This window comes from Alcanivorax sp. DP30 (assembly GCF_009882945.1).
Taxonomy (GTDB): Bacteria; Pseudomonadota; Gammaproteobacteria; order Pseudomonadales; family Alcanivoracaceae; genus Alcanivorax.
The window spans coordinates 535,134-549,459 of the sequence record NZ_WTUY01000005.1 but is presented as its reverse complement, the minus strand read 5'-3'; the positions used below and the strand labels follow the sequence as shown (position 1 = coordinate 549,459).

Genomic DNA, 14,326 nt, shown 5'->3' with positions numbered 1-14,326 from the left:
CACCAATTGATAATGGATAATTGAAAATTGATAACTTCCCGCTATCAAACGCTCGTTTGATTCTGATCCCTTGCTCGCTTGTCCACAAGATCAATAAGTGCCACAAAAAAGGCGGAAATAGCCAAGCCATTTCCGCCTTTGTTCTTTCGTTATTAATTATTCACTATCAATTATTTATTGCTGTTCAGCCCACCCACTTGCGCGCATTGGCAAACATGCGCAACCAGGGGCCATTCTCGTGGCCGCGCCAGTCATCTGGAATCCAGCTGTTCTGGAGCACGCGGAACACCCGCTCCGGGTGCGGCATCATGATGGTGACGCGACCGTCCGTAGTGGTGAACCCGGTCACGCCCTGGGGCGAGCCGTTGGGGTTGGCCGGGTACTGCTCGGTGGGATTCCCCAGGCCATCCACATAACGCAAAGCCACCAGACGCTGCTCAAGATTGCGATTCAGCGTGTCGTCCGCCAGCTCCACGCGGCCTTCACCGTGAGCCACGGCGATGGGAATGCGGGTGCCGGCCATATCCTGCAGCAGGATGGACGGCGAACTCTGGATTTCCACCAGGGAGGTGCGCGCCTCGAACTGCTCGGAGAGGTTGCGCACGAAACGCGGCCAATGCTCGGCGCCGGGGATCAGGTCCTTCAGGTGAGACAGCATCTGGCAACCGTTACATACACCCAGCGCGAAGGTATCTTCCCGGAAGAAGAAGCGGTTGAAATCGTCACGCAGGGATTCGTTGTACAACACGGTCTTGGCCCAGCCACCGCCAGCACCGAGTACATCCCCGTAGGAGAAGCCACCGCAGGCCACCAGGCCCTTGAAGTCTTCCAGCTTCACCCGACCTTCCAGAAGATCGCTCATGTGCACATCGATGGCATCGAATCCGACCCGGTCGAAGGCAGCGGCCATTTCCGTCTGGCCGTTGACGCCCTGCTCGCGCAGGATCGCCATCTGCGGGCGCACGCCGGTGTTGATCATCGGAGCCGCCGGATTGTCGGTCATGTCGAAGGTCAGACGGACATTGAGCCCGGGCGCATTGCTCACTGGAATGGCATCAAATTCCTGACGGGCACAATCCGGATTATCACGCAGGGCCTGAATCTGGTAACTGGTTTCCGCCCAGATGCGCTGCAGGTCGCGGCGCGGTGTTTCCAGCAGAATGCCACCACCGAGACGAACACGGATCACATCATCACCATCCGGACGTCCCAGACGGGTGACACACTGATGGAGACCCGCATCGCCATAACGCTTGACCACTTCAGCCACATGCTCATCGGCAACCTGGATAACCGCACCCAGCTCTTCCGCGAACAGAGCCGCCACGGCTTCCGGGCCATCCCCGGCAATATGATCCAGGCTGATATCCAGACCCGTACGGCCAGCGAAGGCCATCTCGGTGAGGGTGGCAAACAGACCGCCGTCGGAGCGATCGTGATACGCCAGCAGCTTGCGTTCGGCCAACAGTTGCTGGGTCACTTCAAAGAACGCAATCAGGTCCTTGGCGTCATCCAGATCCGGCGCCACATCGCCAACCTTGCCATACACCTGCGCCAACGCAGAACCGGCCAGACGATTCTGACCCCGTCCCAGATCCAGCAATAACAACTCACTGGCCACATCGGTCTTCAGCTCAGGCGTAATGGTCAGATCGATGTCGGTAACGGTAGCGAAGGCAGAGATAATCAGCGACAGCGGCGCCGTCACGCTCTTGTCGATGCCTTTTTCGTTCCACACGGTGCGCATGGACAGCGAATCCTTGCCCACCGGAATGGCAATGCCCAGTTGCGGACACAGCTCCATACCCACCGTCTTCACCGTGTCATAGAGGGCCTGGTCTTCACCGGGGTGGCCGGCAGCGGCCATCCAGTTGGCCGACAGGCGGATCTGGCCAAGATCGCCGATGTGGGCACCGGCAATATTGGTAATGGATTCCGCCACGGCCATACGACCAGACGCCGGCGCATCCACCATGGCCACCGGGGTACGCTCGCCCATGGCCATGGCTTCACCCAGGCGCTGATTAAAGCCGGTGGCAGTAACCGCGCAATCGGCCACCGGCACCTGCCAGGGGCCCACCATCTGGTCGCGATGCACCAGACCGGTAATGGAGCGGTCGCCGATAGTGATCAGGAAACTCTTTGAGGCTACGGTGGGCAGGCGAAGTACGCGCTCACCCGCTTCCTTGAGATCAATGCCTTCAGTGGTAAATGTCTGGCGTTGGAAGTCTTCACGGTCAAAGCTGCGCAGCATCTTCGGCGGCTTGCCGAACAGCAGATCCATGGGCAGATCCACCGGCGGCTTGCCGAAGTGCTCATCGCTGACCGTCAGGTGTTCTTCATTGGTGGCATCACCCAGCACGGCGTAAGGAGTACGTTCGCGCTTGCAGATGGCATCGAAGCAATCCAGGTCCTTCGGCATCACGGCCAGCACATAACGTTCCTGGGCTTCATTACACCAGATTTCCACCGGGCTCATGCCGGGCTCGGAACTGGGGATACGGCGCAGTTCCAGCTTCGCACCCATGTCATGGTCGTGCACCAGCTCAGGCAGCGCATTGGACAGACCACCCGCACCCACATCGTGGATGGAGACAATGGGGTTGTCCTCACCCATGGCCCAGCAGCGGTCAATCACTTCCTGCACCCGGCGTTCGATTTCGGGGTTGTCCCGTTGTACCGAGGCAAAGTCCAGCGCCTCGTCGGACTGACCGGATGCCATGGAACTGGCTGCGCCGCCCCCCAGACCGATCAGCATGGCTGGTCCACCCAGCACGATAATTTTCGCCCCTTCCTTGATGGGGTCTTTCTCAACGTGACCGTCACGGATATTGCCCATGCCACCGGCAATCATGATCGGCTTGTGGTAACCGCGCATTTCATCGCCATTCACACCCGGGGCTTCGATTTCCAGGGTACGGAAGTAGCCACACAGATTGGGACGACCAAATTCATTATTGAACGCAGCGCCGCCCAGTGGCCCCTCGATCATGATGTCCAGCGCCGACGCGATACGCCCGGGTTTGCCGTATCCGGTTTCCCAGGGCTGCTGATAACCAGGGATGTTCAGGTCCGACACGGAGAAACCGGTCATGCCCGCCTTGGGCTTGGACCCGCGGCCGGTGGCGCCTTCATCGCGAATCTCCCCACCGGAACCGGTGGCCGCACCCGGGTGCGGCGCAATGGCAGTGGGATGGTTGTGGGTTTCCACCTTCATCAACAAATGTACCGGCTCGTTGACGAACTGGTACTTGGCGGACCCTGGTGCCGGGAAGAAACGATCAGCCACCGGGCCTGCGACCACGGACGCATTGTCCTTGTAGGCGCTCAATACACCTTCCGGGGCATGCTTGTAGGTGTTGCGAATCATGCCAAACAGGCTCAGATCCTGGGCTTCACCATCGATAGTCCAGTCCGCATTGAAGATCTTGTGGCGGCAATGTTCGGAGTTCGCCTGGGCAAACATCATCAACTCGGCATCCGCCGGGTTACGCCCCAGGGCAGAGAACTGCTCCACCAGGTAATCAATTTCATCATCGGCCAGCGCCAGGCCCAGCTCACCATTCGCCGCTTCCAGCGCAGCGCGACCACCACCGATCACGTCCACCGTGGACAGCTCACGGGGCGAGTGATGGGCGAACAGGGCCTCAGCTTCGTCCAGCTCGGCCAGCACCACCTCCACCATACGGTCATGCAGTGCCGCAGCCAGTTCAGCCCGGTCGCCATCACCGGCCAGACGGTACTCGATGCCCCGCTCCACCCGCTCAACCTGGGTCAGGCCGGCGTTATGGCAAATGTCCGTGGCCTTGGACGACCAGGGAGAAATGGTGCCCGGGCGCGGCACCACCACAAAGCGCAGCCCCTCCACATCTTCCTCATCCAGCGACGGGCCATATTCGAGCAGCCCTTCAAGCACCTGCTGCTGAGGCGCAGTCAAAGTCTCATGAAGTGCCACAAAGTGAACATAACGGGCTGAAATGGCGGAAATCCCGGGCAGGGATTCCAGCAGTTTTTCCTTACGAAATGCGGACAGGGCCGGGCTTCCGGAGAGGATCAGCATAGTGCGCCTTATATGATTAACCAGTTGGGGTTGGGGGCTGCCCAATTCAGGGCCGCAATGATACGGGATTTGACCGGCCATCGCAGCCTTCTAAAGGGGATATTTGGCCACTTCCGGGCGGCCACCTTATGGTAATACGACAGCCCTCAGAATCAGGACAATCTCCTACGCCGGATGCCTGATAAGCAAATTCATACTCTCTTCTTGAGTTATTAAATTTGTGCAAAAAAGGATCAATTGTCCGACAAATGGTTACATATCAGAGGGTTGCCAATGATAGAGTGCAGCCCGTCTTTCGTGATATAGATCACATATGGGACGTAAAAGGAAACAGGATACGAGCAAGGCACAAGATTAGTAACCCGGTCGACGTAAGGCAGTATCGGCCTGTCTGGATAACCTGACAGAGGTAGCCCCAAGGATGACGGTGTTCTTCCGACACAGTAAGCATCTCCTCGCCTCGCTGGCATTGTTCAGCGTATTGGGCTTGATGCTGGCCATGAGCCCCACGCCTACCGCCATGGAGCGGGTCATGGCTCGTGGTGAGCTGGTGGTGATTACTCGTCCATCCAACACGACCTATTATGAAGACCAGCACGGCTTCACCGGCATGGAGTACGAGCTGGCCAAAGGGTTCGCTGACAGTCTGGGTGTAGAGCTGCGTATCCTCGAGTCCGACGACCTTTCCTATATTCGCTACGTTATCCGCAAGGGTACCGCCGACATTGCCGCCGCCGGTCTGGTGAACACCCCGGAGCGCAGCGAAGGGCTGCAATTCACCACCCCCTATCAGAATGTGGATTCCCTGGTGGTGCGTCGCCTGGACAGCCCGCGGGTTACCGACGTCAATGAACTGGCAGGCCATACTGTGGCTGTGCCGGCGGGTTCCAGCCATGCCGAGCTGCTGATCAAGGCACAGCTGGAAAATCCGGAGCTGGAATTCATTGAAGTGGAAGAAGCCTCCCCGGAGCAGCTGCTGGCCCTGGTGGAAGATGGCGAGGTGGACTACACCCTGATCAATTCCAACAGCTATGCCCTGCAGCGCGCCCTGTGGCCTGATCTGATTGCCGACTACACCATGGCCGCTGATATGCCGCTGGCATGGGCACTGAACCCCAAGGATGATCAGAGTCTGTACCTGGCCGCGCAACGTTACCTGACACAGGTCAAGGCGGACGGCACCACGGCCAAACTGGAAGACCGCTTCTACGGGCATGTTGAACACTTCAACCTGTATGCCGCACGCAGCTTCATGCGTCACCTGGAGCAACGCCTGCCCCGTTATGAAGAACTGTTCCGTCAGGCCGGTGACGAAAGCGGTTTCGACTGGCGTCTGCTGGCGGCGGTAGCCTACCAGGAATCCCTGTGGGATCCGGGCGCCATCTCCCCTACCGGGGTGAAGGGCCTGATGATGCTGACCAACGATACGGCCCGCCAAATGGGTATCAGTGACCGCACTGATCCCGCCCAGAGCATCCTCGCCGGTGCCGGTTACCTGCGTCGCACCCATGCCCGCATCCCGGATCGGATTCCCGAGCCGAGCCGCACCTGGATGGCGCTGGCCGCCTACAACGTGGGCTATGGCCACCTGGAAGATGCCCGCATCCTGACCCAGCGTCAGGGCGGCAACCCGGACAACTGGCAGGATGTGAAACAGCGCCTGCCCATGCTCGCCAAGCCGGGTTACGCCAGCCAGCTGAAATACGGCAATGCCCGTGGCGGTCAGGCGGTGGTCTACGTTCGCCACATCCGCCGCTACTACGATCTTCTGGTGTGGGCTGAAAACAGCCAGCGTCGTGACGGCACCCGCATCGCCCTGAACTGAAAATCAGTAACGGGTTTCGAGAAGCGAGAAGCGAAGACCGTTCCAGGATTCGCTTCGCGCTCCCTCAGTACTATCTCCGCTTTGCCATCCCTGTATCGCCATCGCCTTCCTCAGGTTTAGACTTTCGAAACTCGCTCCTCGTAACTCGCCACTGGGGTATCAAAACAACCCCGGCTGATCCACCTGCCTCACCAGCGGCAACGGGGTCATATCCGGCCACACTTCCCGCATCATCCCGTGCCACAGCTCCGCCAGCTCCAGCGCATCGCCGTTATCCGGCATGTGGATGTACATATAGGGCCGAAGGCCTGCTGCGATCCATTCCGATACTCGAGTCACCCACGGCTTCAGGAACGCCTCATTGAGCGCCAACTGGGGATGGCCAATAAAGCGGATCACCGGATCTGCCTCCACCGGCAATACATGCACAGGCACCTGCGGCTTCTTCCTCTGGGCATCCGCAGTAGCGGCATCCGAGGCCACTTGACTGAACAGCGCCCGACTGTCGAAACAGACCCGCGCCGTATTGCGTTCGCGCAGCCCCTGATTCAACACACGCTCGCCCTCCCCCTTGGCAAAGAACGCCAGATGACGCACCTCTACAGCACAGCGCAGCGGGTCTGGCAAGGCATCCAGAAAACCCCACAATGCATCCAAGTGCCCAGGTCCAAACGCCGCAGGCAACTGCAGCAAAAAAGGCCCCATCACATCCTGCAAGGGTGCCAGAGTGTCCAGGAATTCCTGCACCAGGCCTGCCGTGCCGCTCAGAAGTCGATCGTGAGTCACCGCACGGGGAAATTTGAATTGAAAACGGAAGTCATCCCTCACCTGTGAGCGCCATTGTTCGCACTGATTCCGGGTGGGGGTGGCGTAGAAGGTAGTGTTTCCCTCCACGCAATCAAACACTTCACTGTAACGCCCCAGGGGACCCGCGCCTGCCGGCAATCGTGCTTGCCAGCTGGGGTGCTGCCACTGCGGACAGCCCAGCCGATATGGCCGCATCATGAGCCCATCCCGGCATAAAACCCGGCCTGCCCCAGCAGCGCACGGATACGCTCTACGCGCTGGTTACTCAGTTGCCGATAATCCGGATACGGAGACAGCAACAGCTTTCGTGGCCAATCTACTGCGATCCCGGTATCGTCCGGGAGCGTCCGCGCCTGACACTCAAACCCCGCAAAACGCTCCCGATTGGCCTGTCCCGCAATCCAGTGCCAGCCCTCCTGTCCCCCAACCTCTGGAGCAAAACACAGGGCCGCTTCATTGAACAGGCGACTATCGCGAAAAGCCCGCCAGTCATCCGCCACCGGACTCACCACCTTCGCCAGCAGGTTAATGATTTTGCGCCAGTGATTGCTGTTGGCAGCCACAATCACCTCAGCAGAGGGAGCATGCGCAAAGCTATCCAGCCCCGCCGGCCGATGCGGAAGATACAAAACAAGACGGGCATCAGGATTACCCAGGAAATCGATAGAGGTCATCACGAAATGGATGTCAGCAAAACCCGGATTCTAGCAGGGCATCCAGAAACAAAAAGGCCCCATCGCAGTACGACGGGGCCTTTCGCAATTTGGTACAACCGAGTGGATTCGAACCACCGACCCCCACCATGTCAAGGTGGTGCTCTAACCAACTGAGCTACGGTTGTATGTCTAACAGGCTAACCGCCTGAAGAGGGTGGCAATTCTATGCAGCTTGCCGGATCAGGGCAACCCCCTGCCCCGTGCTTTATGACTTTTTCCGTCGTGAGCCCCAGGCGGTCTCGATTTGCCGTGCCCGGGTGATGGACTCTTCCACCAGCTCGGACTGGTGCTCCGCAAATTCGCGGATGATTTCCAGGGCAGAACGCACATCACGGCGGAAAATGGTTTCCACCAGTGCCTTGAAGAACGACAGACATTCCTTCACTTCATCCGCTTCCAGGTGGAGCGCCATAAAGTAGGCGCGCTGCATGGCCGGCTGCATGTTGATCAGGATATCTTCCACGAACGGGTTGCGGGCGAAGGGATAAGCGTGCTCAAGGAAGCGGAAACTGAGCTTAAAGAACTCATCCAGGTTGCGCTCTTCTGCGGCCACCTGGAGGCCATGGACCAGCTCGATAAAGGCATCCAGATCGTCTTCCTGCACCACCTTGATGGCCTTTCGTATGACCAACCCAAGCAGGATCTGCATGACTTCGTAAAGGCTGCGCACGTGGGCCTCGGACATTTCCTTCACCACGGCACCGCGTCGCGGCAGGATATCAATGAGCTGCCGCCGCTGCAGGATCAACAATGCCTCTCGCACAGAGCCCCGGCTGACCTCCAGCTCACCGGCAACACGCAGTTCCTGAATGCGATCTCCCGCCAGTACGTCACCGCGAATAATCTGATCCGCAAGATGCTGGGCGATCTGTTCAGAAAGACTTTCCTTTGCCTTGAAGCTCACCTGACCCCCGGTCCTTGTTGAACAATTTCAAAATTATTGTCCGACTATAGTACAGGAGCTTTTCCGCACCAAGCCCCACCAACAAGACATGACAAATTCCCGCAAAGCACAACGCATCGGGATACATGACACGCCAGAATTGCCAACCGGATGGAATAACTGCGCGCCAATACTGGATTTCACCCAGACCGGCAGTCACTATGTAGGGCTCACCTGTATGGACACACAATGACACCAGACCTGATACAACGGCACCCTCGCATCGAAGCCCTTTTTGACACCTACTCGGACCGGTTTGGCAAGGACCAGACCCCCTACCGCAACCATATTTACCGGGTGGTCAATCTGGTCGCCTCCCAGCGTTTGCTCAGTGAAGAGGAGCTGGACCAGGTCGCCATTGCCGGTTTTTTCCACGATGCAGGGATTTGGCTGGCAGGTACCTTTGACTACCTGGAGCCCTCATCCCGCCTTGCCTGCCACTATCTGGAAGAGCAGGGTCTGCATGCCTGGATACCTGCCGTTGAGGCCATGATTCTCAACCACCACAAGATCAGTCGCTTCAGTCGGGACACCCTGGCGCTGGGCGAGATGTTCCGGCGCGCAGACTGGATTGACGTGAGCCTGGGACTGCTTCGCTTTGGCCTCCCCTCGGCACGCATTCGACATATCCGTGAGACCTTTCCCAACGCCGGCTTTCATACCCTGCTACTCAAGCTCAGTGGCCAGCAACTGCTCAGCCAACCGTGGCGACCACTGCCCATGCTGCGTCGCTAATCGCCTCTTCTTGATGCTTTTTTGTGCATGGAAAAGTTACTCACAATATCTGTGGATAACTCTGTGCATAGACTGTCAGGAACTGGCGCCAGCACAGACAATACCTATGATGGCACTAAAGTGATGAAAAAATGTCCATGCGGTTAAAACCCTTTAAAATCATGAAGTTAAGACCTTAAACCCACAAATCAATGAGTTAGGCGGGATCGCTAGAATACAAGTGAAATAACGTCGCCAGACTGTGCAAAAGTGATGCGCAATCACAGGGCACAGGTAGACATGCAGGCGAAATCTGTTGCCCGTGTAAATAAAGAAACGGTGCCTTGGCGGGAAAACACGGCACGCAGATTGGCCGCACCGTTGCGGCGACAGCAGAGAGGGCAGTTTTCGCGGCGCGAGCGCCGCTCAAACAGGGGAATACGCCTTTTTAGCGGCGGAAGCTGTAACTGATACCCAGAACCACAACTGGCTCGATATCCAGGTCGTTTTGCTCCTGCTCTTCTTCACTGTCACAGCGGATGGCAGCCTTGTAGTCGGCGCACTCCAGCGCCTCAAGGGCACCAATGGCAGCGCTGACAGTCCAGCGTGAATAGGGCTTTACCCACTGATGGCCGATTTCAAACCCGGCACCCAGACGCTCATAATGACGCTCACCGCCCAGATCGCCGGCCATCAGACCGGTATAGAAACCGCTCTCATCCATCATGCCGCGCTCCATTTTATGGCGCCAGCCAACCACCCAGCGAAATTCGTCCGTATCCAGACCGGAGGAATCAACATAGTAGGCAGGAAGAGCAAAGAAACTGTTCTGGGTGGTGGCCCACTCCAGATTGATGCCCACCAGGCCATTCAGGTAACCCAGACCGATCAGGGCATCGTCCGCTTGAGCGGAAAATGGCAATAAGGCAATGAGAGACACAAGCCAGCGACGCATGGCGAACTCCAGTTCTTGTTGTTATGTCGGGCGTCCCGGGAGGGCGCAAACCTTATTCTTCACAGCCCCCCGTGGATTACAAGCGCTCCGGCGCCAACCCGAATGTCCAACCGGTTACAGCGGGATCTTGTCGATGCTGTCCGCGGTGGTGTCGATAGCGCCATCCACTTTCTCAAGCGCTTCATCCGCAGCATTACCCGCCACAGGAATGATAGACAAAGCTGCGCCCACCACCGAGCCTGCCGCGCCAACCAGGCGCATGGGGGTAGTTACAATCTTGGTAAGGAAGCAACCACTCAACACTACCGACAACATGGCCACGGCGGCCAGACGAATTACGCTTTTCATCTTCTTCTCCTTCTTATTATTTGTGTGCCGGCGCTTTCCGCGCCGGCAGTAGACCCTCAATAATCGAAGGTCATACCCAGGCGACGCCCGACTTCTTCGTAGGCTTCAACTACGCCACCCAGCCCCTGGCGGAAGCGGTCCTTGTCCAGCTTTTCGCGGGTATCCTTGTCCCACAGGCGACAGCCGTCCGGGCTGAATTCATCACCCAGCAGCACTTCCCCATTAAACACGCCAAATTCCAGTTTGTAATCCACCAGCAGCATGCCGCCATCCAGGAACAGCTGCTTGAGCACATCGTTCACCTTGAAGGTCAGTTCCTTCATTTCAGCAACCTGCTCATCGGTAGCCCAACCAAAGCTGCGGATGTGGTAATCGTTGACCATGGGATCACCCAGATCATCGTTTTTGAGGAAGAACTCAAAGGTCGGCGGATTCAGCTCCAGCCCCTCTTCCACGCCAAGACGACGGCAAATGGAACCGGCGGAGACATTTCGCACCACACATTCCACCGGAATCATGTCCAGCTTCTTCACCAGCGACTCGGTGGGAGACAGCATTTTCTCGAAGTGACAGGGAATGCCGGCGGCCTTCAGCTTTTCCATAATGGCAGCGTTGAACTGGTTGTTCACGGCACCCTTGCGCGCCAGGGCTTCTTTCTTCTTGCCGTCAAAGGCAGAAGTGTCATCACGAAACACCATTACCAGCTGGTCTGCATCATCAGTGGTGTATACAGACTTGGCTTTGCCGGCATACAACTCGTCGCGTTTTTCCATGAAAAGGCCTATCACCCGTCAATGTATCTGCAGCCAGTCGAACCCTTCGGTCTGACTGGCCACGCCAATTCGTTCCCGGCCGCAGGTCATTACCCGCTCGATGGCATCCAGCGCCAGCATGGCCGTATTGTTCTGCTCACTCAGGTGAGAGAGCACAAGATGTTGCAGGCGGTCCACATTGGTCTGGCGCAACAGCGCCGCCGCCTGGTCGTTGCTCAGATGCCCTAACATACCACCCACCCGGCGCTTCAACGAAACAGGATAGGGGCCGCCTTCCAGCATCTGGCGGTCATGATTGCACTCCAGCACCAGGGCATCGCATTCGCTGTAGGCATCCACCACGTGGGGGGTTACCGAGCCCAGGTCAGTGAGCACACCCGCTGTGCGGCCCTGCCAGGCAAAACGGTACTGGCACGGCTCACGGGCATCATGGGGCACCAGCACCGGGAGGATGTCCAGCGCTCCAACCTGAAAACTCCGGCCCGGGCGCACTTCCTGCCAGTCCGCGTTGCGAAAGCTGGCCGGCTTGTCCCGAACCGCACAGGCGGTGCCAAAGGTGCTGTAGACCGGGCAGCCCGTCTTGCGCGCCAGCGCCCCGGCCCCGCGTACATGATCACCGTGTTCATGGGTGACCAGAATGGCGCTGAGACTCTCCGGCGGCAAACCGCGCTGAGCCAGACGAGCCAGGGTTTCTTTGACAGTGAACCCGCAATCCACAAGGACCAGGGTGTCATCCGCCTGAACCAGGGTGGCATTGCCCTTGCTGCCACTGCCCAGGGAGGCAAGACGCATCAGTGTCTAATCCAGCTCTTCGTAAATGCGCTCAAGGATCGCCAGTCCCGGCGTCTTTTCAACCAGCGCAGTGCCCTTGTTGTTCAGTACCGCTACCTGAATACCGTTGGTGGTATGGCTCAGCTTGAGCTGGGCTTCGCGGGCTCCCAGCTCGTAGCGAGACGGTACCTTCAGGTAAAAGACGCCAATTTCCCGATCCCGGTCCGACACTTTCAGATCGGTTTCTTTCAGTGCGTCGCCAATATATTCCCAAGCCCAGGCGAAACGGGTCGACATCATCAGGATCGGGTAGCCGTTGCCATCACGGGCCAGAATCGCCCGGGCGGATTCACCTTCCGGCACCGGTGCATTCTCGGGATCTTCCGGCTCATTGCCCAGAACCACCAGTACCGGGGGCGTTGGCGGCACGTATTTGTCTTCGTCCGGCTGTTTGCCGATCAGGCGCTCGTCCTGGCGGGGCACGGCATACAGAGCCTGCTCACCAATGAACACACCACCTTCCGGCACCTGAATCGGATCGCTCACCTCGGCATTACGATAATCCAGACTGCTGTTGGGTAACCAGCTGCAGCCGCTGATCAAGGCCAACACTGCCAGGGTACCCGGCAAACGCCTCTTCATGATCGAAAAGCGACGCGAAGAGGTCGTTTCCACTTGCTTCATTTAGCCTCCAGAAGCCCGCACTGGCGCAGGGAATCGCGCAGCCGCGGTTGGGCTGCCTCAGACAGCGACACCAGCGGCAGCCGGATACCCGCGTCAATCAGGCCCATTTCATACAATGCCCATTTAACCGGAATCGGATTTGCTTCAATAAACAGATCCCGATGCAGGGGTTCAAGTTCCGCATTCAGTTCACGAGCCTTGTCGGCATCGCCGGCCAGGGCTGCTTCGCACATGGCCGCCATCTTGGCCGGGGCCACATTGGCAGTCACCGAGATATCACCATGACCGCCGGCCAGGATGAAATCACAGGCGGTGGCATCGTCACCAGAGTAGAGCATGAAATCATCACCGCAACGCTCACGGATTTCGCGGGCACGCTCCAGATTGCCGGTGGCTTCCTTGATGCCGATGATATTGGGCACCTTGCTGAGGCGCTCCACAGTCTCCGGCAGCATGTCACAGGCGGTACGACCAGGGACGTTGTAGAGAATCTGCGGGATATCCACGGCACGGGCAATGGCCAGGTAATGCTGGTACAGGCCTTCCTGTGGCGGCTTGTTGTAGTAAGGCGTAACCAGCAGGCAGGCATCCGCGCCATCACGCTTGGCGTCTCGGGTCAGGCGAATCGCTTCTTCGGTGTTATTGGCTCCGGTCCCGGCGATCACAGGAATGCGACCCTTGGCAATGGCAACCACTTCGCGAATCACACTGTCATGCTCCTCGAAGCCAAGGGTGGCAGATTCACCGGTGGTACCCACTGCCACGATGGCGTGGGTGCCCTGATCCACATGCCAGTTCACCAGCGAACGCAGATGTTCCCAGTCTACGGAACCGTCCCCACGCATGGGGGTAACCAACGCTACAATGCTGCCGCGAATCATGCCTGTCTCCTGTTGGCCGCAAAACCGGTACTCCTGTGCACCGGACCCTGCCTAAATGGTGAAGGGCGCTATGGTAAACTCCGACAGGGCTGGACGCCAGATGCCAGCAGGGAAAGGCGACACCCGGACGCCCGGCAGGGCCAACCTGGCCCGTGCAGAATCCTGTTGCGCACTCTACACTCCAGCTTACATGCTCAATATCCAATAATAATGCCTCCTGGGAGGCCACTCAGAAACAGGATTTCAGGGAGACACACCATGGAACAGCTGATCGTCATTTCTGCACTGGGCTCTGATCGTCCCGGTATCGTTGAATCCCTGTCCCGCGCGGTGCTGGAGCGCCAGGGCAACATCCTCGATTCGCGCATGACCGTGCTGGGCGGGGAGTTTGCGGTTCTGATGCTGGTGGCCGGCAGCGAAGGCACCCTCAGCCAGCTGGAAACAGACCAGCAGAGCCTGGGCGAGGAACTTGATCTGCTGATTACACTCAAACGCACCCGCCAGCGTGATCAGCGACACGCCGCCCTGCCCTACGAAGTGGAGGTGGTGGCCATGGACAACCCCGGCATCGTCCATGAAATTGCCAACTTCTTCTCTTCCCGCAGCATCAATATTGATGACCTGCACACTGGCACCTATGCTGCGCCCCACACCGGCACCCCCATGTTCAGCCTTCACCTGGTACTGAGCATGAGTGCGGAACAATCCGTGGCCCAGTTGCGCGATGCCTTCCTGGATTTCTGCGAAGCCCGCAACCTGGATGCCACCATGAGCCCGAAACGTTGACTTGCGCAGCAGGCATTACGCGGCGCGCAATACGCTAAAACATCAAACGAAGAGCATTGAACC

The 14,326-nt window shown here is 58.3% G+C and carries 13 protein-coding genes and 1 tRNA gene; 3 read left to right on the top strand and 11 right to left on the bottom strand.

The features are described 5' to 3' along the window. Positions 1-184: 184 nt before the first annotated feature. On the bottom strand, positions 185-4,060 hold the full coding sequence (gene purL / locus GQF00_RS13555) for a phosphoribosylformylglycinamidine synthase (RefSeq protein WP_161319678.1): 3,876 nt from the start codon (positions 4,058-4,060) through the stop codon (positions 185-187). A 421-nt stretch (positions 4,061-4,481) separates the two neighbouring features. Between purL and mltF the strand changes: the two genes are divergently transcribed. Beyond that, positions 4,482-5,885 (top strand): membrane-bound lytic murein transglycosylase MltF, encoded by a 1,404-nt coding sequence (gene mltF / locus GQF00_RS13550; RefSeq protein WP_161319677.1) that lies wholly within the window; start codon positions 4,482-4,484, stop codon positions 5,883-5,885. A gap of 159 nt (positions 5,886-6,044) precedes the next feature. Here mltF and GQF00_RS13545 read toward each other — a convergent pair whose 3' ends face one another. The 4 genes from GQF00_RS13545 to GQF00_RS16850 all read right to left on the bottom strand — a co-directional run bounded on the left by GQF00_RS13545 (position 6,045) and on the right by GQF00_RS16850 (position 8,312). Next, positions 6,045-6,890: a DUF72 domain-containing protein gene (locus GQF00_RS13545; protein ID WP_161319676.1), complete on the bottom strand. Its 846-nt coding sequence runs from the start codon at positions 6,888-6,890 to the stop codon at positions 6,045-6,047. Continuing rightward, the gene (locus GQF00_RS13540; RefSeq protein ID WP_161319912.1) at positions 6,887-7,366 is read right to left on the bottom strand and encodes a hypothetical protein; all 480 of its coding nucleotides are present in this window, start codon (positions 7,364-7,366) and stop codon (positions 6,887-6,889) included. Before GQF00_RS13540 ends, GQF00_RS13545 begins: the two co-directional genes overlap by 4 nt. Positions 7,367-7,456: 90 nt before the next feature. After that, positions 7,457-7,533, bottom strand: a tRNA-Val gene (locus GQF00_RS13535). An 80-nt stretch (positions 7,534-7,613) separates the two neighbouring features. Next, positions 7,614-8,312 carry a GntR family transcriptional regulator gene (locus GQF00_RS16850; RefSeq protein ID WP_161319675.1) on the bottom strand — a complete coding sequence of 233 codons (699 nt, stop codon included), beginning with the start codon at positions 8,310-8,312 and terminating at the stop codon, positions 7,614-7,616. Positions 8,313-8,540: 228 nt separating this feature from the next. On the opposite strand from GQF00_RS16850, the gene GQF00_RS13525 reads away from it, so the two are divergent. After that, positions 8,541-9,086 carry a hypothetical protein gene (locus tag GQF00_RS13525; RefSeq protein ID WP_161319674.1) on the top strand — a complete coding sequence of 182 codons (546 nt, stop codon included), beginning with the start codon at positions 8,541-8,543 and terminating at the stop codon, positions 9,084-9,086. A 427-nt stretch (positions 9,087-9,513) separates the two neighbouring features. Here the strand turns inward: GQF00_RS13525 and GQF00_RS13520 are convergent, their stop codons facing one another. The 6 genes from GQF00_RS13520 to dapA form a co-directional block, all read right to left on the bottom strand. Further along, positions 9,514-10,020 carry a hypothetical protein gene (locus GQF00_RS13520; protein WP_161319673.1) on the bottom strand — a complete coding sequence of 169 codons (507 nt, stop codon included), beginning with the start codon at positions 10,018-10,020 and terminating at the stop codon, positions 9,514-9,516. Between the two features lie 114 nt (positions 10,021-10,134). Next, positions 10,135-10,368 carry a DUF6726 family protein gene (locus GQF00_RS13515; protein ID WP_161319672.1) on the bottom strand — a complete coding sequence of 78 codons (234 nt, stop codon included), beginning with the start codon at positions 10,366-10,368 and terminating at the stop codon, positions 10,135-10,137. Positions 10,369-10,424: 56 nt separating this feature from the next. Further along, the gene (gene purC / locus GQF00_RS13510; protein WP_161319671.1) at positions 10,425-11,141 is read right to left on the bottom strand and encodes a phosphoribosylaminoimidazolesuccinocarboxamide synthase; all 717 of its coding nucleotides are present in this window, start codon (positions 11,139-11,141) and stop codon (positions 10,425-10,427) included. A gap of 18 nt (positions 11,142-11,159) precedes the next feature. Further along, positions 11,160-11,933, bottom strand: a complete 774-nt coding sequence (locus GQF00_RS13505) for an MBL fold metallo-hydrolase (protein ID WP_161319670.1) — start codon at positions 11,931-11,933, stop codon at positions 11,160-11,162. 6 nt (positions 11,934-11,939) lie between these two features. Then, positions 11,940-12,596: an outer membrane protein assembly factor BamC gene (gene bamC, locus GQF00_RS13500; protein WP_237440523.1), complete on the bottom strand. Its 657-nt coding sequence runs from the start codon at positions 12,594-12,596 to the stop codon at positions 11,940-11,942. Then, on the bottom strand, positions 12,593-13,477 hold the full coding sequence (dapA, locus tag GQF00_RS13495; RefSeq protein WP_161319669.1) for a 4-hydroxy-tetrahydrodipicolinate synthase: 885 nt from the start codon (positions 13,475-13,477) through the stop codon (positions 12,593-12,595). Before dapA ends, bamC begins: the two co-directional genes overlap by 4 nt. 258 nt (positions 13,478-13,735) lie before the next feature. Here dapA and GQF00_RS13490 point away from each other — a divergent pair, with 258 nt between their 5' ends. Next, positions 13,736-14,263 carry a glycine cleavage system protein R gene (locus GQF00_RS13490; RefSeq protein WP_161319668.1) on the top strand — a complete coding sequence of 176 codons (528 nt, stop codon included), beginning with the start codon at positions 13,736-13,738 and terminating at the stop codon, positions 14,261-14,263. The last annotated feature ends 63 nt before the right edge of the window (positions 14,264-14,326 follow it).